The organism is Aquabacterium sp. (genome assembly GCF_048860245.1).
Classification (GTDB): Bacteria; Pseudomonadota; Gammaproteobacteria; order Burkholderiales; family Burkholderiaceae_C; genus Aquabacterium.
The window spans coordinates 1-21,477 of the sequence record NZ_JBLIZW010000085.1 but is presented as its reverse complement, the minus strand read 5'-3'; the positions used below and the strand labels follow the sequence as shown (position 1 = coordinate 21,477).

Genomic DNA, 21,477 nt, shown 5'->3' with positions numbered 1-21,477 from the left:
TCAAGGCGCCATGCTGGCGCTGGCATCCAGCATGGTGATCAAGCCGCTGGCACGACGCGTGGGGCGTTGAATCGCATCAGCCCAGGTTTCGGTGTTGGCCGACACGAGCGTGAACGCGGTTTTCGCCCGCGTGATACCGGTGTAAATCAATTCGCGCTGCAGCATGCCTTGCCCATAGGGTGGCAGCACCAGCACGGTGTGTGCGAACTCTGAGCCCTGGCTCTTGTGGACCGTCATGGCAAACGCCGTCTCCACATGGGCCATGCGACTGACACTGACCGAGCGCAGCTCCGGTCCATCCATGAAGTAAGCACGCAGCGTGCCCCCACGATGTGCCGGGCGCAAGGCAATGCCGATGTCACCATTGAACACTCCCAGCACCGGATCGTTGCGGGTGACCATGACCGGTCGACCCTCAAACCACTCGCCCGACACCCTCAGCAAGCCAGCCTGAACCAGCGCGGTCTGCACCGCACGGTTCAAGCCCGCCACACCCCATTCGCCTTCGCGCACCGCACACAACAGGCGGAAGCGATCGAAGGCTGTCAGCACGCGCCGCACCCACAGCGCATGAGCGTCGACATCGCCCTCGGCGGGGCGCTCGGCCATCGCTTGCAGATACTCGGCATAACCGCCGGGCACCCCGTCACGACCTGACAGGGCCAGTTCAATGACAGCGTCCGGGCTGTCAGACTGGATTTTGTGAACAGCTCGGGTGGTGTCCCAGACCAGCACACGGGTGGCCTCGGCCACATGGCCGTCGTTCACAGCCTTGGCCAATTGACCAATCGGCCCGCCAAAACGACGGCTCTTGCGCAACATCACGGTCTGCTGCGCCAACAGCGGTGCGTCCCCGCTGTGGTCCTGGTAGATCAGTTCCAACTCCTGACCGGCGACGCGGCGCGCATAGGCCAGGGTTTCGGGGCTGTAGCGGCCATCGCGCGCATCCCGGCACAAATCACCCAGCACCGCCCCCGCTTCAACCGAGGCCAACTGGTCCTTGTCACCCAGAAAGATGATGCGCGCCTGCGGTGACAAGGCATCCAGCAAGGCCGCCATCATCTCCAGGTGAATCATCGAGGCTTCGTCCACGATCAGCACATCCACATCCAGTGGGTGCGAGGCATCGTGGCGGAAGCGCCGCGTGTCGGGCCGAGCCCCCAACAAGGCATGCAGGGTTCGGGCGGCACCCATGCGCTGAATGAGGGCGTCCAGCTGAATCTGGTCACCCAAGGCCCGCTGCAGGTCTTCCAATGAGGCATCAATCGACTGCTTGAGCCGGGCGGCGGCCTTGCCAGTGGGCGCAGCCAAAGCCACACGCAGCGGCCCGGCCTCGGATCCCACGGCAAACAGCAAGGCCAACAAACGAGCAGCCGTGTACGTCTTGCCCGTGCCCGGCCCCCCGGTGATCACGGTCAGTTGCGCACGCAAGGCCACCGCACAGGCCAGCTTTTGCCAATCCGTTTCGGCATCGTCGGCAGGCGGCGCATCGCCCCGCGGGAACAACAGGTCCAGCAGAGACTGCGCCTTGGCTTCGTCCACCGGCAGGCGCCCCCCCACCCGCTGCCGGAGTTGGGCTGCGACACGTCGCTCATACAACCAGTAGCGGCGCAAATAAAGCAAGGGATCGTCCGGACTGCCCCCAAGCACCAAAGGCTGCCCAGCATCCGCCTGGTCGGCCCCACGCACGATCGTGGACGCAGTGAGCGCCGCCACCCACGCTTCCACACTGGGCGGCAAGGTGGCCCACAGCTGAGACAACTCGTCCGCGAAGTCGTCGGTCGCCATGAGCAAGGTATGAGGTGCCCCCACCAGTTGCTTCACAGGCAAACAGGTATGGCCGCGCCCTTCCATTTGAGACAGCACGGCCGAGGCCACCAGCAATGCAGGTGAGGCGTGCGGGCACAAGGTCAGGCTGAAACGGGCCAGCGCAGCATCGAGTCGGCGCAACCAGCCCTTGTCTGCCCATTGGTCCAGGGTGTCACAAACCGCGCTCATGCTTGTTCCTCTTCCGTGCTGAGCAAATCATCCAGCGCGTCCAGCAAGGGCCAGACCGGCGGCATGACATAGCTGCCACGCTCTGGACCGTCAATGCCGCGCAAAAACACATACACGGCACCGCCCAAGTGCTGCTCGGGCTCGTAAGCATCGCCCAACCGCACACGCAGCAGGCGGTGTAGCGCCAGCATGTAGATGGCCGCCTGCACTTCGTAGCGGTGCGCGGCCATGGCCTCTTCCATTGCAGCGTGGGTATAGGCCGCACCACGGTCCCCCAGGTGGTTGGACTTGTAATCCAGCACCCAATACCGGCCCTCGTGCTCGAACACCAGGTCGGCAAAGCCCATCAACATGCCGTGCAATTCACGCTCGGGCAAGGCGGGGCGTGTACGCCCCTGCAAAAGATGCGTTTGACACAAGGCATCGATCACCTGCGCACTCAAACGCTGGGCAGGCAGCCAGAACTCCATCTCGGGCAACACATGGCTCAGCGCCTGCAGGCTCGTGCCCACACCGCCTAATGGCGTGCTCGCAACCTGCTGCAACCAGCTCAGGACGTCATCAAACTGATCCAGCCGACCCGCGCGCTCGCACTGCCGGCGCAAGCGCTCCTGCGTATCAGGGCGAGACAGGTCAAAACGCTCGCCCGACAGCCACTCCAACTGGTCATGCAAGAAATTACCGGCCACCGCGCCCTTGGTGAAACGATGCCAAGCGGGCGGCTGCGCCGACGCCTCCACGACGTCTGCCGCTTCGGGCCTCGCCACGAGGCCTTCGTCCCCCTCCGCCGCAGGCCACTCGTCGTCCGCAGGGCGCACGGTGCCCACCGCTGCGGGCGACGCCTGCAACTGCCCCAAGGCACGCACCAGCGCCGAGAAACTGGCAATGGTCCAGCGACGATCAAAGGCGGCGGCGTACACGCTGGGCGCCACCAGTGGCAACGCTTCGTCGTGGCGCGTCAGCGTCGTCTGCCCGATCTCGCTCGGCAGGGCCTGCAGCACGATCTGTGCATGCGCTTGGGCCAGTGCCTCCAGCCTTGCCAACATGGCGGCGGGCGCCACCTGCTCTGCGCCCCCCAACAGGTAGCCCGACGCACTCAGGTGATTGCTGCACACCTCCGCGCCAGACTTGCCGATCGCCGGCATGCCCAGCCACATGAGGTGACGGGCACGGGTCAACGCCACATAGAACAGGCGCAAATCTTCTCGGAGCCGATCTTGATCGGCCTGCGCCCGCACCGCCGGGTCCGACAGGTCCAAGACCAGGCGGCGTGTGCCCTGCTCATCCAGCAGGTTCACAAACGAGGTACGAGCTGGGTCAATCGGTTTGTAACTCGACGCAAAGGGCAAGCACACCACCGGGTACTCCAGCCCCTTGCTCTTGTGCACGGTCACCACCTTGACCAGATCGGCATCGCTTTCCAGGCGCACCACTTGCTCTTCGCCGCTGGCGCCCCCCTCTTCCATCTGAGCCACCAACCACCGTACCAACGCTTGCTCACCCTCCAGTTGCGTGCTGGCGTTTTGCAGCAGCTCGGCCAGATGCAGGTAATTGGTCAACTTGCGCTCGCCGCCCGTCTCGGCCAGCCAGCGGGCGGGCAAATCCAGCTTGTGCAGGGTGTGGCGCAACATCGTCAACACACCCTGGTTTTGCCAGACCGCGTGCAGTTCACGCAGGGTTTCGCTGCGGGCGTCAAAGGCCTCATCGTTGGCCGCCAGCCAGCCCAACTCGTCCAGGCTCAAACCCACCATGCGCGTGGCCAAGGCTGCGCGGGCCAGGCGAACGTCCATCGGCGACGCCACGGCACGCAGCCAGAACAGCAAATCCTGCGCCTCGTCGCTCCAGAACACCGAGTCCTTGTCCGACAGGTACACCGACGCCACGCCACGACGGGTCAGTTGCCGACGCACGGCCTCCGCCTCGTTGCGGTCACGAACCAGTACCGCGATGTCGGCTGGCCTCAGCCGGCGCTGCATGACGCCCTGCTCGACAAAGCCCAAGGTTTCATCGTTCAACCATTGCACGATCTGCTCGGCACACATCGCGGCATAGGGTCGCAACCAGTTCTTGGCCGACTGCACGGTGTGCAGCGCATGCACCACGGTGATGGCCGGCAACACGCCCTCGGCGTGGGCCAACACCTCAGTGCGCCCCTTGGCCTTCACGGGCTCAAACGGCAACACGCTGCTGGCCTGCCCCGGTTCACGGAACAAAAAGGCACCAGCCCCCTCGCGCTGCTCGGCCTGCACAAACCAGGCGTTCACCGCAGCCACCAAGGCATTCGTCGATCGGAAGTTGGTGTCCAGCACATAGTGTCGACCTTCGGTCGCCTGCCGCGCGGCCATGTAGCTGTGGATATCAGCCCCACGAAAGCCATAGATCGACTGCTTAGGGTCACCAATCAACAGCAGCGCACTTTCGGCATCGTTCGTTGCCGTGCGGTAGATCTGATCAAAGATGCGGTACTGCAGCGGTGACGTGTCTTGAAACTCGTCCAGCAAAGCCACCGGGTATTGCGCCAGCACACGCTCGCGCAAACGGTGTCCGTGGGGGCCGGACAAGGCGGCATCCAGCCGATGCAGCATGTCGGCAAAGCCAAAGGTCCCTGCCTGCTGCTTGAGTTGCGCCAACCGTCGCCCCACACATGCGGCCGCATGCAGCCGCACCGGCACACTGATCTTGGGCAAGTTGCCCAGGTCAGCCAGCAAGCGCTCAAACGCGTCAAAATCGTCGGGCAGACGAAGGCTGCTGAGGTCGCCCTTGAACGCCTCCATCAGGCCTTCGGGGGTCAGGCGATGACAAGCCGCCTCCGTCAGATCCAGCACGTCCAGATCCGCTTGCTCGGCCCAGGCGCGCAAGGTCGCCAGCCAGCCGCGATAGTTGTTGGCCGACAGCTTGCGTCGATCCCAATCGCAGGACTTGGGCGCCGTTTGCCCATCCAGCCACAGAAGCATGGCATCGGCCCTCGCGGCCCAACCTTCCTTCAAGTCGGCCAGATGCCGGGCGCGCAAGGCCTGTTGTTTGGCGACCAGTTCACTCAACGGCCCGCCACCAATGTCCTCGCCCACCACCTGCTCGTGCAGGCGAAACACATCGCTCACCAGCTCATCCACCCCCGACCAGATTTTCAGCACCTCGGTCAGTTGCGCCTCGCTCAAGGGGTAGCAGTGCTGACGCCAGTAATCCTGCGCGGCTTCGACCAACAGGGTTTGCGCATCGGGCTCCAGCGTTTCTTCAAACAGGCAACCACTGTCAAAGGCGTGCTCACGCAGCATGCGCTGACACCAGGCGTCGATGGTGTGGACCGACGCCTCGTCCATGCCCTCGGCCGCCAGCGACAAGCGCCAGGCCGCCTGACTCCTTTCGGCCTCATCGGGATACGACGCCAGCAAGTCCTGCAACATGGGGTCATACCCCCCGTCTTGCGGCTCACCGCGGAAGCATCGTGCTGCCTCGATCAACCGTGCACGAATGCGGTCCGACAACTCTCGTGTGGCCGCGCGGGTAAACGTCATCACCAAAATGTCGGCGGGCAACAGCGGGCGGCTGAAGCCGTCCGCACCACCATGCCCCAGCACCAGACGCACATACAGGGCCGCGATGGTCCAGGTCTTGCCCGTGCCCGCGCTGGCTTCAATCAGTCGGCTGCCCCACAAGGGAAAGCGCAAAGGATGCAGGGCCTGGCTCATGCGGCCTCCTCGTGCAAGATCACGGTCACATGGTTCTTGGCCCAAGCGTTCACACGGCCCCACAGGTCATGCGCCAGGCTTTCAAAGCGTTCATCGGCGACCAGCGCTTCAAAGTCAGGAAAAACACGGGCCCAGCACGCATCCGCCGCGTCCGCTTGCACCCTGAACCCACCTTCGTACACGGCCTCGGCATCCTCTTCCAGCACACACGCCACCGCAGTGCGCATGGGCAAGGGTAAAGGTGCATTCATGCCCTCGCGCCACAAGCGCAGGATCACATCCAGTGCCTCACCAGCATGATCGGTAGACATCGGCTCGCACACCAGCGTGGCATCGCTGCCCACCAAAATGCCATGCACCGGCACTTGACTGTTCACCGCTGCGATCATGCGCAGCCACGCCAGTCTCAGCTTGTCCAAGCGCGGTGGTGGCGGGCCCTTCTTGGTCGCCTTGCCCTTGGTGAGCTTGCTGGCCGACAGTTCCAGCCACACGGCGTTGGCATCGCCCTCATTGGCGCATCGCAATTGGTCCAGCCAGTCCTGCACCACCAGGCCGTGGCCAGCCAACTGCACCAACCGTCGCTGCGTGCGGTATGGGTACGCTGCCAACTGCTGGCGCCAGGCCCGCAACAGAGGCAACACGGTCTGTGCCAGCGCTTGCCGCGTCCACACCCCCAATGCGCCCATCGGCAAACGACCTGCGCGCGCCAGGCGAGCCAAGCGTTCGTCCAGTTGCGCCACCAGGTCTTCGTTAGCGTCCGCATTCGTCAGGTCGGCCAGCACCTCGTCGGTCAACTGAGCGACCAACTGGTGTTCCTCCAACCCCGCCACGCCAAAGGACTCTTCGTCCTCTGGTTCGGCCTCGGGCGCATCAAACACCACATTGAGCCGTTGCCGGAAAAACACCTGCACCGGATGCCGCATGAACTGCGCCAACTGCCCCAGCGCCAAGGGCACATGCGGATCGGGCTCATATGCAGGCAAGGCCGGCACCGCTGCAGCGGTTTCGCTCCCCTCATCGCCGCCATGCGCCGCACGCCACTCACGGGCGTGCGTGATCAGCGGCGAACCCTGCTCGAAATAGCGGCGACTGAAAGGCTGCAACGGATGCTCAGTGGTGCGGTTGGCCACCACGCCCTCCCCCCAACCCGAAGCCAAATAGTCCCGCAACTGAGACACCAGCACCGAAGGCGGCTGCTCGCTGTTGTCGCGCACACTGCGCCCTGTCCAGCTCACATACAGCACACGGCGGGCGGACAACAAAGCCTCCAGCATCAACTGACGGTCGTCGTCTCTACGCGAACGGTCACCCGGCCGATTGGTGCCAGCCTGCATCATCAAGTCAAAATCCGTGCGGGTGGCACGGCGCGGGTAATCGCCATCGTTCATGCCCAGCAGGCACACCACCTCAAACGGAATCGCCCGCATCGGCATCAAGGTACAGAAGGTCACGCCCCCCGCCTTGAACCGCTTGTTGACCGTGGGCTCATTCAGTGCCGACAGCCATGCCTCTCGGGCCACGGGCAAGGGCACCGGCTCATCAAAACCCGCCTGCCCGCACGCATCCAACCACACCCGCAAGGCGTCATCCAGCGCCGACAGAATCAAACGATCGGCATCATCCTGCGGGGACACCATGTCGGCGAGCAACGCGCGACCCCGCTCGGCCCAGACCGTGGGCGTGGCCGGCGCCGACAGCACCTCGTTCCAACGAGACAAGCGGCTCAACAGGCTGGCCAACGACCCGACCAGCTCGGCTTCCAGCCCGCCAATCTCGTCATACGCCTCCATGCCCTCAAACTGCCCCGCCCCTGCGGCGTAACCCAGGAGCATGCGATGCAGGCCGAACCAGCTCGTGTTCTGTGCCCCGCATGCCGCCAGTCCCAGGTGCGCACGGTGCGTCTCGTCCAGCCCCCAGCGAATGCCCGCCCCCGCCATCCATTGCGTCAAGCGGGGCAATGCATCCTCGCTGACACCGAAGTGCGCGGCAATGGCTGGCACATCCAGCAGATCACGCAACTCGCTGAAGCGACAACGCTGCGTCGGCAAGCGTAGCAACCACTCCAGCGCCACCACCAGGGGGCTGCTGGCGCGTGCGCTCAAGTCGGCAATGTCAAACGGGATGAACCGGGGATCGTGCCGCCCGTATTGCCCAAACACTGCCCGGATCGCCGGCGCCGCCTGATCGATGTCAGGCACCATGACCACCACATCCCGTGGCTGCACGGCGTCCACACGGCCCGCCGTATTCGCAAACAACTGCAATAGCTGATCGTGCAACACCTCCACCTCACGCAGCAGACTGTGCGCCACATGGAACACGATGGAGCGATCCGCATCCGACACATATACCGGCGCATGCTCGTTCATCGGCACCAGATCGCGGATGCGCTGCTGCACCTGTGTCAGCAAAGGTCCTTCGTCTTGTTCGCCCTCGTCAAACAGGTCCACACGCGGCAACGCAAACCGGGCTTGGGCAACCTGCACATCGTCAAACTCATCGAGCTGGCGCACAAAGTCGCGGCTTTGCCGCCCCCACGATGCCAGCAAGGGGTGCGCATGCGCATGCATGTGGTCCAGCGGCAAGGCCGCCAGGTTCACCCCGTTTTTCCAGCCATGACGACGACGGGCAATGCCACGCAGCAGCTCCCGGCCATCCATGATGTCGGCCCAGTGATAACGGCAGGGATTGGGCACGGCCATCAGCACCTGACTGCGTTCGCCCAAGGCCGCCAGCAACTGCAAGGTGGTCAGTGGGATGCTGGTCATGCCAAACACCACCACGCGCCGGGCCACCGGCGACACCGTGGCGCCCCCGGCGCTCAAGGCCTGCAACACCTGCTGATGCACTTTGGGACGGATGCTCGCCATCTCTTGCGGCGACAGCGTGGCCACAATGGCCCGCCACAGCATGGGCTGCCAGCGCTGATCGCCCGCCAAGGGCACCGAAGGACGCCCCGGGTTGAGCAAGACATCTTCCCCCTGCGCCCACGCGTCCAGCCAATCCGGCCGATACACCTGGTACTGGTCGAACAAATCCGCCAGACGAGATGCCAGCTGAAAGAGGCGATCAGGCTCGTCGCCCACCAGAAAGCCTGCCACCGGCTCAAAGCCCTCTTGCTGAATCAGACTGGGCAACAAGCTCATGAGGCGCCAGGTCATCGGCGCCTTGTCGGTGGCGCACTGCGATGGCACCGCATCACGCCCCAACACCTGCCGATACGTGCGCCACAGAAAACGGGCAGGCAACTCCACACGCATGGCGGCACACACGCCCCCGGCTTGCGCCAGCGTCATCTTGAGCCACTCGGCCATGCCCGCGCTTTGCACCAGGATGACCTCTTCCTCCAGTGGCGCCAAAGGATGCCGCTGCAGCCACGCCAGAACGGCGTCGGCCAATTGCTCTGATCGATTCCCGTGGATGGCGAGCAAGCCTGACTGAATCTCAGTACGCATGGATATGTGCATAGATGACGTCAACGGCATCATCGCCGACCAAGGGCTCATGGGATGAGCCGAGCAAAAGACAGAACCTCAAACGGCAAAGTCGTATGGTCAGCACAACACATCACGCGCTAGCCACAGTGGGCCGCACAAAGCAAAACGCCGACAGGTACAGGACCTATCGGCGTTTACTTATGCGGTGGGGTGGCTGATGGGACTCGAACCCACGACAACCAGAATCACAATCTGGGACTCTACCAACTGAGCTACAGCCACCGCAGAACAGAAATAAATTATAGCGTGCTTTTCAGTGTTTTACTGGTTCGACGAAGATTTTGTTGTTTCTTTCGCCTTGTCCATCAACTTCTTGCCTTCGTTGAGGAACTGAACCTTGTACTCACGCTTGAGTGCACGGTAATAGGCATCGGCTTCCGCCCTCGCCCAGTACCCGCCGAATTGTGCCTCAGTTTCCTGCAACTCTTGAGGACTGATCTGCAATGGCACGATCTTGTTCACTTTGACCAACGCCGAACCTTCCGCACCCAGGTCAACCACCGTCCAGGCCGGCAATTGCTTTTCAGGTACACGCAAGACCGCATCCAGCACGGCAGGCGGTTGTGCCATCACCGTGCGACGAGACATCTGCACTGCAGCGGGCATCTGCGCCGATTCAGGCGACTTCTTCCAAGTCGCCATCTTCTGCTCAGCATCTGCACGAGCAGCCTTCAAAGCTTCAGCCTTGACCCAGTTGTCACGCAACACGCTACGCGCTTGATCAAAAGGCATCACGGCTGCAGCGCTGTACTTCACGATGCGAGCCGACACCAAACGGTTCGGCGCAATTTCAACTGCCTCGGTATTACGACCCTTGCCGCGGTTGTTCTCATCAAACAACGCATTCAGCAGACGGACATTCGACAAAGCACCTTGATCCTTGGCCCCAGGCTGATGCAGCACGTCGTTCATTGATTGAACGGTGAGCTTCAGTTCATCTGCCACAGGCTTCAAGCTGTCAGATTGCTCATACACCGCATTGGTGAACTTCTCTGCCGCTTCGGCATATTGGCGCTGCGCCAACTGCTTGCGTGCATCCTCTTCCAGCTGTGCACGCACCGCTTCGAAAGGTTGAGCCGAGCCACCGCGAACCGCGGTCAGTTGAATGATGTGGAAGCCAAACTCACTTTCCACCAAATCACTGATCTGACCGGTCTTCATCGAGAAGGCCGCATCCTCAAATGACTTGACCATGGCGCCGCGGCCGAAGAAGTCCAGATCACCACCGTTTGCGGCAGAACCGGGGTCATCCGAGTTCTTTCGGGCCAGCTCGGCAAAAGCCGCTGGATTCTTCTTCAGTTGCGCCAACAGTTGCTCGGCCTTGGCACGTGCCGCCTTCTTCTCGTCAGCCGTCGCACTCTTCTCGGCCTTGATCAAGATATGGCTGGCGCGGCGCTCTTCAGGCGTGGTGAAGCGAGCCTTGTTCTCTTCATACGAGCGGCGCAGATCGTCTTCCGACACAGAAACACGCTGCTTGAGCGCCTCAATGTCCAACACAACGTACTGCACGTCGGCCTTTTCAGGCGTCTTCAACCAAGCCTGATTGGCCGGGTCCTTGTAGTAGGCCTGCAGTTGCTCTGCGGTGGGTTCCAGCTTGGCCGCGTAAGTTTTGGGTTCGAACTTCAACCACTGAACATCACGCACCTGAAACAGCGCATCCACGGCCTGACGATTCGCCAGGCTTGAAGATTGAGCACTCACCAGAACGCCATTGAGCACTTGGTTCACGGTGATCTCTTCACGCAACATCGATTCGAGCTGGACAGGCGTCATGCCGCGAGCCTCGATCAAGGCCTTGTTCAGCGAACCGTCGGGGTTGCGCAATGCCGCGTATTTGGGATCAGACACAAAAAAGCGTTGCACGCGCGCCGTTGGTGCTGCCAAACGCTGATCGCGAGAGGCCGCCGTCAGCACGTATTCACGAACCAAGGCATCCAGCGACTGCAGCTTCAACTCAGGCTTGTCCAGCAGGCTGATGTCCAAATCTGGCTGCTGCGCACGCGCACGCTCCACCACATTGCGATGAGCGGCATCCCACTCCTGCTGCGTCACCTTCTGCTTGCCAACCTTGGCAACCGTACCCGTGTCATCACCGAACTTTGAATAGCCCTGAATGCCGAACACCACGAATGACGGCAAGATCAGCAAGATCAGGATGAGCTGGAGAATGCGAGTGTGTTTGCGAACGAAATCAAACATGACTGTTGGCCGGCTGGAAACCGACCTGCTTGGCATTGATCAGTCGCGACGTCCGAGTCTTCTGCAGACAACACAAAGGCGAACCGAAGTTCGCCTTGCATGACCACCTGAGGACCGTCAGCCATCGCGACAAATAGGGATCAGCAATGTTAATGCATGGATGGGGTCAGTCTTCCTGCAACAAACACCGAGTGCAGGTGCCCCTCTGCCGCGACGTTGGCCCCATGACAGCTGCCGCGCACAAACAAAAAAAGCACCGCGGAAACCGGGGTGCTTTCAATTTGCGATTGATGGTGGTGGGTGCTGAGGGGCTCGAACCCCCGACCTACGCCTTGTAAGGGCGCCGCTCTACCAACTGAGCTAAGCACCCATCAATCAAGAAGCGGGAGTATATCAGTTCACCGCATCCTTCAATGCCTTGCCTGGCCGGAACTTCGGCACCTTGGCCTTCTTGATCTTGATTTCCTCGCCTGTGCGTGGGTTGCGGCCAACACGTGCAGGACGTGTGCTCACCGCAAAGGTGCCAAACCCCAACAACGAGACGCTGTCACCTTTTTTCAAGGACGCGGTCACACCGCCAATCACTGCCTCTAACGCACGAGCAGCGGCGGCTTTGGAAATATCAGCTTGCAGAGCAATGTGCTCAATCAACTCGGACTTGTTCACTACGACTCCCCTCAGAGGCGAATGCCCGCATCACCGAGCGACAGACGCCAAGCAACAACAAACCACCCCAACGCCAATGAGGGGCAGCGTCTTGGATTCTAGGGGGAATCTTCGTGCCACCTTCTGATTCAGGTCAGCGTAGATCCGCGTCTTGACAGCCATCAAAACGCGACCAGACCCGCCAAGTCCCTCAGCGGGCCTTGGCACGAATATCAGGCAGCGACTTCTGAAGGTAGTAGGCCATGGACCAGATGGTCAACGCGCAGGCCACGTAGATCAACCACGTCCCCCACAGGTGACAGTCGATCACACCAAACAGCTTGCCATCGAACAGCAGCAAAACAATTGCAGCCATTTGAGCGGCCGTCTTCAACTTGCCAAGCATGTGGACTGCCACGCTGCGCGACGCACCGATTTGCGCCATCCACTCACGCAAAGCCGAAATCGCAATTTCGCGGCCGATGATGATGAGCGCAATCAGCGCGGTCACCCGCCCCAACTCCAGCAGCACCAACAGCGAAGCACTGACCAAGAACTTGTCCGCCACCGGATCAAGGAAGGCGCCAAACGAAGACGTTTGATTAAGACGCCGAGCCAGCCAACCATCCAGCCAATCGGTCAACGCGACCACGATGAACAACAAGCTGGCAGTCAAGTTGACTTCAGCAATGGGCCAATGCAGATAGAAGACACCCACGATCAGCGGAATCGCAACGATCCGCGCCCAGGTGAGCAATGTGGGCAGAGTCAGAAACATGTCGCCATTGTGCCGTGAAGTTGCACTGCGTTAACGCTTGTCAAGCGTCATGGGTTTGAACTTTCTGTCATCGTTGAACAAGAAAGTCTCATTGAACTTCCAAGGCTTGGGCAGATGCGAGACGTTACCGAAGGGGGCTGCGCGCCGGATGGCCTGAATAGCGAGGTTCACGGTGTCCCGCGCCTGGCTGGGATAGCGCATCACCGAGATGTCCCGGATGCTCCCGTCGCCATTGAGCTCGATGGTCATGACCGGGATCGCCAGCAAGATGTCCGGCGTCTTCGTCATGTAAGTCATATCCGGATTGGCGGCGAGCATACGACGAGCCGCCTGCTGCCGCGCATCTGCCCACGTTCTGGGCGTCTCGGGTGGCGGCAATTTCACGCCACCAGACACACCCGCCTTGCCTGACGAGGTGGTCGGTGCAGGCCCCGACTTGCCCGCCGGAGGACTTTTGTCGTCAGACTTCTCCATGCCGGGCAGGACACCACACCCGGACAAGAACAACGTGACGCTCGTGGCGGCGCCCAGCAACCAGGCAGGAAGATTGGCTTTGCGTGTCATGCGCCTATTGTTATCGCAAGGCACGGTAAATTTCTTCGGCCAGATCATGGGAGATGCCCTCAACGCTGGCCAACTCATCCACACTGGCTTGCGCCACCCCTCTGACCCCGCCAAATCGTTGAAGCAATTTGGCGCGCCGCTTGGGCCCCACCCCGGGAATGTCCTCCAGGCGGCTGCCACTCGTGCGCACGCTGGCACGCTTGGCTCGCATCCCCGTGATGGCAAAGCGGTGAGCTTCGTCCCGAATTTGCGCCACCAGCATCAGCGCCGCCGAGCTTGGGGGCAATTGCATCTTGGGCCGGCCATCGGCAAACACCAACTCCTCCAGCCCTACCTTGCGGCCTTCACCTTTTTCCACGCCCACGATGCTGGACAAAGGTAAGCCCAGCGCCGTGAACACCTCGCGGGCCATGGCCACTTGCCCCTTGCCTCCATCAATCAGCACGATATCCGGCAGGCGCGCGGCTTTCAGGCCTGTCGCGCTGTAACGCCGCTCCAAGGCCTGCTTCATGGCCGCATAGTCATCACCCGGCGTGATGCCGTTGATGTTGTAGCGACGGTATTGCGAAGGCTGCATCTTGTGCCCTTCGTACACCACGCACGATGCCTGGGTCGCTTCCCCGGCTGTGTGGCTGATGTCAAAGCATTCGATGCGCAAGCCAGCCAACGGGTCGTGGCGAACGGTTGGCGCCTTGTTGGCTGCATCCACAGCGACCTCTGCCGCATCACTGCATTCGCCATCAGACGACGCATTGGACTCCAGTCCCGCCTCACGCGCATCCAGGTCCAGGTCGAGCGCCAAGGCATCGACCAAGGCACGCGTTCTGGCCTGTTGAGACCCTTCCTCGCTCAGCAAACGGGCGAGCGACAAATCGGCACCCTTGATGGCCATTTCCAACCAGACCCGACGCTGCTCGCGCGGCTGATGCACCACGGTGATCTTGCGTCCCGCCTGATCCCCCAGCGCCTGAATCAGATCCGGACTCACCGCATGACTCAGGATCAACAACGCCGGCACGCTGCCGCCCAAATAATGCTGGGCCAAGAACGCCTCCAGCACGCGCACTTCGGTCGCGTGGGTCATCTCTTCTGCGCTCAGGGCCGCTGGAGGCTGAGCCGTCTCGGGGGTCTCGGCATCATCCGGCGCCAAAACATGATCCTGCACATGGACCGGGAAATGCGCCCTGTCGCCCAAGTGTCGCCCACCGCGCACCATGGCCAAGTTCACGCACGCGCGACCGCCGCTCACCTTCACGGCCAGCACATCCACGTCCTTGTCCATCACCGTGTCCACCGACTGCTGATGCAGCACCGTCGACAAGGCCGAGATCTGGTTGCGGATCTCGGCCGCCTTCTCGTACTCCAGCCGCTCGGCGTACGCCATCATGCGCGCCTGCAGGTCGGCCATCACGGCCTCAGGTTCGCCCAGCAAAAAGCGCTCAGCCTGCGCCACGTCGCCTCGGTACGCTTCTTCGCTGATCAGCCCCACGCAAGGGCCGCTGCACCGCTTGATCTGAAACAGCAGACAGGGCCGCGTGCGGTGGTTGTAGACCGAATCCTCGCAGGTGCGAATCTGAAAGACCTTCTGCAGCAACTGGATGGTTTCTTTGACGGCCCAGGCATTCGGGAACGGCCCGAAGTAACGGTGCTTGCGATCCACCGCCCCCCGGTAATACGCCATGCGCGGAAACTCGTGCGAAGCGATCTTCAAATACGGGTAGCTCTTGTCATCGCGAAACAGGATGTTGAACCGAGGGTTCAGCGTCTTGATGAGATTGTTTTCGAGCAGCAAGGCTTCGGCCTCACTGCGCACCACCGTGGTTTCCATGCGGTGAATCTTGGTCACCATGTGACCAATGCGCGTCCCGCCATGATTGCGATGGAAATAGCTGGACACGCGCCGCTTCAGGTCGCGCGCCTTGCCCACGTAGAGCACCTGCCCCTGCGCATCAAAGTACCGATAGACACCCGGCAAGGCAGGCAGACTGGCCACTTCTTGCAGCAGGCGGGCCCAAACCGCCTCGCGATCGGGCAAGGTGGGCGCGGTTTCAGGATCGTGATCTGGACGGGTCTCGCTCATAGGCTGAATTGTGACTGAGCGCCGACGGTGCTGCCCGCGCCGCCATAATCCGCCCATGCTTTGGGACGTGTTCTGTCGAGTCATCGACAACTTTGGAGATGTGGGTGTCTGCTGGCGCCTGGCCTGCAACCTCGCGCAACGAGGGCATCGGGTCCGCCTGTGGATGGATGATGCCAGCGCGCTGACCTGGATGGCCCCGGCCTTGTGCTGGGAGCGCCACCCGAACTGGGGCGTGCAGACCGGGCGCATGCCCGGCATCGAGGTGGTGCGCTGGGATGATTGCGACGCCGTGCTGACCCGTGATCCCGGCTTTGCTGCTGGCGAGGTTGTGGTGGAGGCCTTTGGCTGCAACCCACCCGACGCCTTTGTGGCTCGGATGCAGCGCGCCGTGCCCCCTGCATGGATCAATCTGGAATACCTGAGCGCCGAAGACTACGTCGAGCGCAGCCACAAGCTGATGTCCCCCGTATGGTCGGGTCCTGGCGCCGGCTTGCGCAAGCACTTCTTCTATCCTGGCTTCACACCCGCAACGGGCGGGTTGTTGCGCGAATCGGATCTGCCCGACGCACACGCAGCGTTTGACGCTGCAGCTCAAGGTGCGTGGCTCGCCCGCTTCGGCATTCAGCCTCAGCCCAATGCCTTGCTGGTGTCGCTGTTCTGCTACCCCTCCGCCCCGGTCAACGCCTTGCTAGACCAGTTGCTGGCCCAGGCGCGCGGCACCCTGCGACCCGTTCACGTCTTGCTGACAGCCGGGCACGCCACACGCCTGGCCCAGGCCTGGGTCGAGCAACATCTGCAGGCACTGCCCATGCTGCACCTGCATGCCCTGCCCTTGCTCAGCCACGCCGACTTTGATCGCATGCTGTGGTCATGCGACCTGAATCTGGTGCGTGGAGAGGATTCCGCCGTGCGCGCGTTGTGGGCAGCCCGCCCCCATGTCTGGCAAATCTACGAACAGGACGATGGCGTGCATGCTGACAAGTTGCGCGCCTTCATGGACCGGTGGATGGCCACGTGGCCCGATCAACTGCGGCAGGAGGTGGCCGCTTGGTGGATGGGCTGGAACGGTCTGGCGCCCTTGCCCGACAAGCTTCCCGATTTCGCATCCGACACGGCGCTGTGGCGCGCTTTCAGCGCTGCCAGCCACGAAACTCTGACCGCTCAAACCGATCTCGTGACGCAATTGATCGATTTCGTCACTTGCTCAGGGTAAAATGGTGAGCTTTGCTTCTGGCTGGATGCGCGGTATTGGCGCAGACATTCCCAAGGTGCCGGAAGAACAAATCCCAGTTTTTGCATAGGCCCGTATCGGGAATCCACCATGAAAATCGCTCAAGAAATCCGCGCTGGCAACGTGATCATGCAGGGTAAGGACCCGATGGTCGTCCTGAAGACCGAATACAGCCGTGGCGGTCGTGGCGCTGCCACCGTTCGCATGAAGATGAAGAACCTGCTGAACGGCTCTGGCGCCGAAGTGGTCTTCAAGGCTGACGACAAGATGGACCAGATCATTCTGGACAAGAAGGAGTGCACCTACTCCTACTTCGCCGATCCGATGTACGTCTTCATGGACACCGAATACAACCAGTTCGAAGTCGAAGCCGAAAACATGGGCGACGCTGTCAGCTACCTGCAAGACGGCATGGAAGTCGCCGTGGTGTTCTACGACGGCAAGGCCATCTCCGTTGAATTGCCCACCATCGTCGTGCGCGAAATCGAAACCGAACCCGCCGTGAAGGGTGACACCTCCGGTAAGGTGATGAAGCCTGCTCGCCTGGTCGGCACCGGCTTCGAAATCTCCGTGCCCCTGTTCGTGGAAAACGGCGACAAGATCGAAATCGACACCCGCACCCACGAGTACAAGAAGCGCGTCTGATTCTGTTCAGACCTCGCTCAGCAAAAAGCACCCCGCGGGGTGCTTTTTCTTTACCTGTTGAGTCGTTCAGCAAGGTCAAGCTGACACAGACTCATCCCTGCGTGGCGGACGCTCGTGCGCGATCTTCATCACATCCGACGGCAACATGTCCTTGAGCTTGTGATCCGACCACACCTGCCGCCAGCGACGGGCGCCCGGCAAGCCGTTGTACAAACCCAGAATGTGGCGAATGACCTGTGGCCAGCGCACCTCGCCATGCGCCCAGCCAGCCGTGCGGCGCATCTGATACTCGGTGTAAGCCACCATGGCCTCTTCCACCGCCTCGCGGGTCAGTGGCACTTCCCGCGCAGGCTGGCCAAACAGCAGTTCATCCCAATCCGAGAGCATCCAGGGTGTGTGATAGGCCGCTCGCCCCACCATCACGCCATCCAGTGCCACACCGGGCAGCACCGCATCGGGCTCCAGTTGCGCCACGCAAGACGCGTTATCTGCCAAACCGCCGTTGAGCACGATCGTCAAATGCGGAAAGTCGCGTTTGAGTTGGTGCACGAACTCGTAGCGCAGGGGCGGAATCTCGCGGTTTTCCTTCGGACTCAAGCCCTTGAGCCAGGCATTGCGGGCGTGCACGATGAACACTTCACAGCCTGCTTGCGCAATCGTGCCCACGAAGTCGCGCACGAAGTCGTAGCTTTCGATCTGATCAATGCCGATGCGATGTTTGACAGTGATGGGCACATTGGGATCGCCGCCAACCGCGTCGATCATGGCCTTCACACAATCGGCCACCAATGTGGCCTCGTTCATCAGACACGCGCCAAAGGCCCCCCGCTGCACACGCTCGCTCGGGCATCCACAGTTGAGGTTGACCTCGTCATAGCCCCACTTCTGAGCCAGCTTGGCGCAGTGCGCCAGATCGGATGGCTCACTGCCCCCCAGTTGCAAGGCCACAGGATGCTCTTCCGGGTTGTAGTCCAGGAAGCGGGTCATGTTGCCATGCACCAGGGCACCCGTGGTCAACATCTCGGTATAGAGACGCGCATGGGGGCTCAGCAGCCGGTGAAAGAAACGACAGTGAGGGTCTGTCCAGTCCAGCATGGGGGCCACGCAGGCGCGCCACGGACTCAATTGGGTATCCATCGGTGTCACACAACAAAAATGATTGGGCTCGCCTCGGCGAGGCCGCTACTTTAATCGACCAAGTCTCTCAACGGGTGGGCATAGGTGGGCCAAACCTGATCGAAGAAGGCTTCGACCATTTCGGGCGTCACGGCTTCGATCAAAGCCGGCTGCCACTTGGGTGCATGGTCCTTGTCAACCACCAGGGCCCGCACGCCTTCCACCGTTTCACTGGCTGCGCCGGTGCGCAACTGGAAACAATGCCGCACCATCGTGCGCTCCATCCTGAAAACCTCTGCCAGCGGCATGCAGCGGGCACGACGGATTTGCTCCAGTGTCACGCCCATCATCAGCGGTGAATGGCCCGCCATCTGGGCACGCACTTGTGCGGCCCATGGCGACGCATCGGCCAACAATGATCGCCAGATGTCCTGCAGAGTGTGCTGGCTGAAATGTTGGTTGATCTGATCGAGATGCGCCGTCACGGTCGCATCTGGCAACGCAGCCAATGCATTGGCCTCCATGTGAGCACGCACACGCGCGATCAGCGCCTCCGCGCTGTGGGCGGGTTGATGGCGCAAGTCGTCCAGCATCGATGACAAGGCATGACTGTGTGCATGGACGTCGGCGAGCCCCAAGGTCAAAGCGTCCGTCACATGGAGGTTCGGGCCCACGACACCGAGATATTCGCCAACCGACCCCGTGCAGCGCGACAAAAAGTACCCGCCGCCGACGTCAGGAAACAGACCAATGCGGGTCTCCGGCATGGCCATCCGCAAGGACTCGGTGGCCACGCGCAGTTGGCAGCCTTGGGCCAGCCCCATGCCGCCGCCCATGGTCACGCCATCCATCCAGGCCACAGTTGGTTTGGGGTAGACATGGATGAGGTGATCCAGCGCGTACTCTTCGGTGAAAAAGTCTTCCACCGCCGGGTCACCCCGCATGCCTGCGTCGTACATGAAACGGATGTCGCCCCCCGCGCAGAAATGGGTCGACGGATGCTTGCCGGCCTCCGCAGGCCGCCCTGCCCCATGGATGAGCACGCCCAGCACGCGACTGTCTTGTGCCCAGCCCCGCAAGACCACGGTCAACTCTCGAACCATCTCAAGCGACAAGGCGTTCAGCGCCTTGGGCCGATTGAGGGTGATCACCCCCAGCCCGCCGACGATCTCGGTCAGGATCACACCTTGCATCATGTCCCTCACAACAAAAAAAGGCCGCGTTGTCACACGCGGCCTTTTTACATCAATCCGTCACCGTGGATCAGGATTCGCGCGCAGCGCGCTTGCGATCGTGTTCCTTCAGGTGGCGCTTGCGCACACGGATCGACTTAGGCGTGATTTCAACCAGTTCATCGTCATCGATGAAGTCCACACCGTATTCGAGCGTCAGTTCGATCGGCGGTGTGATCTTGACTGCGTCTTCCTTGCCGGACACGCGGAAGTTGGTCAACTGCTTCGTGCGCGTGGCGTTGACCACCAAGTCGTTTTCACGACTGTGGATACCCACGATCATGCCTTCGTACACAGGGTCGTTCGGCTTGACGAACATGCGACCGCGGTCGTCCAGCTTGCCCAGGGCGTAGGTGAAGATTTCACCGTCGTCCATGGAGATCAGCACGCCGTTCTTGCGACCGCCGATGTCGCCCTTGTGCGGCTCGTAGCCGTCGAAGATCGACGAAATCAGGCCGGAACCACGGGTCAGGTTCATGAATTCGTTGCTGAAACCGATCAGGCCACGAGCCGGAATGCGGTATTCCAAACGCACGCGACCATGACCATCCAGCTCCATGTTGATCATGTCGCCCTTGCGCAAGCCCAGAGCTTGCATCACGCCGCCTTGGTGCTCTTCTTCCACGTCAGCGGTCACCAATTCCATGGGCTCGCACTTGACGCCATTGATCTCCTTGAACATCACGCGCGGCTTCGAAACAGCCAGCTCGTAACCTTCGCGGCGCATTTCTTCCAGCAAGATGGTCAGGTGCAATTCGCCACGGCCGCACACTTCAAAGACGCCGTCTTCATCGGTTTCCTTGACGCGCAAGGCCACGTTGGAGCGCAGTTCCTTTTGCAGGCGATCCCAAATCTGGCGGCTGGTCACAAACTTGCCTTCACGACCTGCCAGCGGCGAGGTGTTCACGCAGAAGTTCATGGTCAGCGTGGGTTCGTCAATCTTCAGCATCGGCAGAGGCTGGGGATTGGCTGGGTCGGTCACGGTTTCGCCAATACCGATGTTTTCGATACCGCTGATCAACACGATTTCGGAAGGACCGGCTTCGGTCGCTTGCACACGGTCCAGGCCCTGGAAGGTGTGAACCTGGTTGATCTTGCCGGTGTAGGCCTTGCCATCAGGGCCAGCCATCACAGCCACTTGTTGACCGGGCTTCAAGGTACCTTGGGTGATGCGGCCAACGCCGATACGACCCACGAACGTGGAATAGTCCAGCGCCGAGATCTGCAGCTGCAGCGGTGCAGTGGCATCACCCTTGACTGCCGGCACGTGTTCCAGAATGGTGTCGAACAGGGCAGACATGTCTTCGCCCCACTTGCCGCCGGGCTCGCCCTCGACCTTCGAAGACCAGCCATTGATGCCGGAGGCATACACCACGGGGAAGTCCAACTGTTCGTCGGTCGCCCCCAGCTTGTCGAACAAGTCAAACGCGGCGTTCACCACCTTGTCAGGGTTCGCACCGGGCTTGTCCACCTTGTTGACCACCACGATGGGCTTCAAGCCCAAGGCCAGCGCCTTCTTGGTCACAAAACGCGTTTGAGGCATCGGGCCTTCTTGCGCGTCGATCAGCAGCACCACACCGTCAACCATGGACAGCGCACGTTCCACTTCACCGCCGAAGTCCGCGTGGCCCGGTGTGTCGAGGATGTTGATGTGAGTGTCTTTCCAAGACACGGCACAGTTCTTGGCCAAGATGGTGATGCCACGCTCACGTTCGATGGCGTGGTTGTCCATCACGGTGTCGACCACCTTCTCGTGTTCGGCGAAGGTGCCAGACTGGCGCAGCAATTGGTCAACCATGGTCG

The 21,477-nt window shown here is 61.5% G+C and carries 13 protein-coding genes and 2 tRNA genes; 2 read left to right on the top strand and 13 right to left on the bottom strand.

Going from position 1 to position 21,477, the window contains the following annotated elements; genetic code table 11:
* The 10 genes from recD to uvrC all read right to left on the bottom strand — a co-directional run bounded on the left by recD (position 1) and on the right by uvrC (position 15,450).
* Positions 1–1,998, bottom strand: coding sequence for an exodeoxyribonuclease V subunit alpha (gene recD, locus ACMV18_RS09850; protein WP_420817691.1), 1,998 nt, complete (start codon positions 1,996–1,998; stop codon positions 1–3).
* Complete coding sequence (gene recB / locus ACMV18_RS09845) at positions 1,995–5,687, bottom strand: exodeoxyribonuclease V subunit beta (RefSeq protein WP_420817690.1); 3,693 nt, start codon at positions 5,685–5,687, stop codon at positions 1,995–1,997. Before recB ends, recD begins: the two co-directional genes overlap by 4 nt.
* Entirely contained in the window at positions 5,684–9,142 is a 3,459-nt protein-coding gene (recC, locus tag ACMV18_RS09840; protein ID WP_420817689.1) for an exodeoxyribonuclease V subunit gamma, read from the bottom strand. Before recC ends, recB begins: the two co-directional genes overlap by 4 nt.
* A gap of 188 nt (positions 9,143–9,330) precedes the next feature.
* Positions 9,331–9,406 (bottom strand) — tRNA-His (locus tag ACMV18_RS09835).
* Between the two features lie 39 nt (positions 9,407–9,445).
* A complete protein-coding gene (locus tag ACMV18_RS09830) occupies positions 9,446–11,383 on the bottom strand; it encodes a peptidylprolyl isomerase (protein ID WP_420817688.1) in 1,938 nt (645 codons plus the stop codon).
* 294 nt (positions 11,384–11,677) lie between these two features.
* A tRNA-Val gene (locus ACMV18_RS09825) sits at positions 11,678–11,753 on the bottom strand.
* A 23-nt stretch (positions 11,754–11,776) separates the two neighbouring features.
* On the bottom strand, positions 11,777–12,049 hold the full coding sequence (locus ACMV18_RS09820) for an HU family DNA-binding protein (protein ID WP_374258460.1): 273 nt from the start codon (positions 12,047–12,049) through the stop codon (positions 11,777–11,779).
* Positions 12,050–12,239: 190 nt separating this feature from the next.
* On the bottom strand, positions 12,240–12,806 hold the full coding sequence (pgsA, locus tag ACMV18_RS09815) for a CDP-diacylglycerol--glycerol-3-phosphate 3-phosphatidyltransferase (RefSeq protein WP_420817687.1): 567 nt from the start codon (positions 12,804–12,806) through the stop codon (positions 12,240–12,242).
* A gap of 30 nt (positions 12,807–12,836) precedes the next feature.
* A complete protein-coding gene (locus ACMV18_RS09810; protein ID WP_420817686.1) occupies positions 12,837–13,370 on the bottom strand; it encodes a hypothetical protein in 534 nt (177 codons plus the stop codon).
* A gap of 10 nt (positions 13,371–13,380) precedes the next feature.
* On the bottom strand, positions 13,381–15,450 hold the full coding sequence (gene uvrC / locus ACMV18_RS09805; RefSeq protein ID WP_420817685.1) for an excinuclease ABC subunit UvrC: 2,070 nt from the start codon (positions 15,448–15,450) through the stop codon (positions 13,381–13,383).
* A 55-nt stretch (positions 15,451–15,505) separates the two neighbouring features.
* Here uvrC and earP point away from each other — a divergent pair, with 55 nt between their 5' ends.
* On the top strand, positions 15,506–16,663 hold the full coding sequence (gene earP / locus ACMV18_RS09800) for an elongation factor P maturation arginine rhamnosyltransferase EarP (RefSeq protein ID WP_420817684.1): 1,158 nt from the start codon (positions 15,506–15,508) through the stop codon (positions 16,661–16,663).
* 108 nt (positions 16,664–16,771) lie between these two features.
* A complete protein-coding gene (gene efp / locus ACMV18_RS09795; protein WP_420817683.1) occupies positions 16,772–17,326 on the top strand; it encodes an elongation factor P in 555 nt (184 codons plus the stop codon).
* A gap of 75 nt (positions 17,327–17,401) precedes the next feature.
* On the opposite strand, the gene dusA is transcribed toward efp, so the two are convergent.
* The 3 genes from dusA to typA form a co-directional block, all read right to left on the bottom strand.
* Positions 17,402–18,463, bottom strand: a complete 1,062-nt coding sequence (gene dusA, locus ACMV18_RS09790) for a tRNA dihydrouridine(20/20a) synthase DusA (RefSeq protein ID WP_420817682.1) — start codon at positions 18,461–18,463, stop codon at positions 17,402–17,404.
* Positions 18,464–18,513: 50 nt separating this feature from the next.
* Positions 18,514–19,638 carry an enoyl-CoA hydratase/isomerase family protein gene (locus ACMV18_RS09785; protein WP_420817681.1) on the bottom strand — a complete coding sequence of 375 codons (1,125 nt, stop codon included), beginning with the start codon at positions 19,636–19,638 and terminating at the stop codon, positions 18,514–18,516.
* 67 nt (positions 19,639–19,705) lie between these two features.
* A partial coding sequence (gene typA / locus ACMV18_RS09780) for a translational GTPase TypA (RefSeq protein WP_420817680.1) occupies positions 19,706–21,477 on the bottom strand: 1,772 nt, incomplete at its 5' end.

What these genes read in the sequence shown, in the direction of transcription:
- recD (WP_420817691.1), bottom strand. Translation starts at nt 1,998, where the DNA reads ATGAGCGCGGTTTGTGACACCCTGGACCAATGGGCAGACAAGGGCTGG.
- recB (WP_420817690.1), bottom strand. Translation starts at nt 5,687, where the DNA reads ATGAGCCAGGCCCTGCATCCTTTGCGCTTTCCCTTGTGGGGCAGCCGA.
- recC (WP_420817689.1), bottom strand. Translation starts at nt 9,142, where the DNA reads ATGCGTACTGAGATTCAGTCAGGCTTGCTCGCCATCCACGGGAATCGA.
- ACMV18_RS09830 (WP_420817688.1), bottom strand. Translation starts at nt 11,383, where the DNA reads ATGTTTGATTTCGTTCGCAAACACACTCGCATTCTCCAGCTCATCCTG.
- pgsA (WP_420817687.1), bottom strand. Translation starts at nt 12,806, where the DNA reads ATGTTTCTGACTCTGCCCACATTGCTCACCTGGGCGCGGATCGTTGCG.
- ACMV18_RS09810 (WP_420817686.1), bottom strand. Translation starts at nt 13,370, where the DNA reads ATGACACGCAAAGCCAATCTTCCTGCCTGGTTGCTGGGCGCCGCCACG.
- uvrC (WP_420817685.1), bottom strand. Translation starts at nt 15,450, where the DNA reads ATGAGCGAGACCCGTCCAGATCACGATCCTGAAACCGCGCCCACCTTG.
- earP (WP_420817684.1), top strand. Translation starts at nt 15,506, where the DNA reads ATGCTTTGGGACGTGTTCTGTCGAGTCATCGACAACTTTGGAGATGTG.
- efp (WP_420817683.1), top strand. Translation starts at nt 16,772, where the DNA reads ATGAAAATCGCTCAAGAAATCCGCGCTGGCAACGTGATCATGCAGGGT.
- dusA (WP_420817682.1), bottom strand. Translation starts at nt 18,463, where the DNA reads ATGGATACCCAATTGAGTCCGTGGCGCGCCTGCGTGGCCCCCATGCTG.
- ACMV18_RS09785 (WP_420817681.1), bottom strand. Translation starts at nt 19,638, where the DNA reads ATGATGCAAGGTGTGATCCTGACCGAGATCGTCGGCGGGCTGGGGGTG.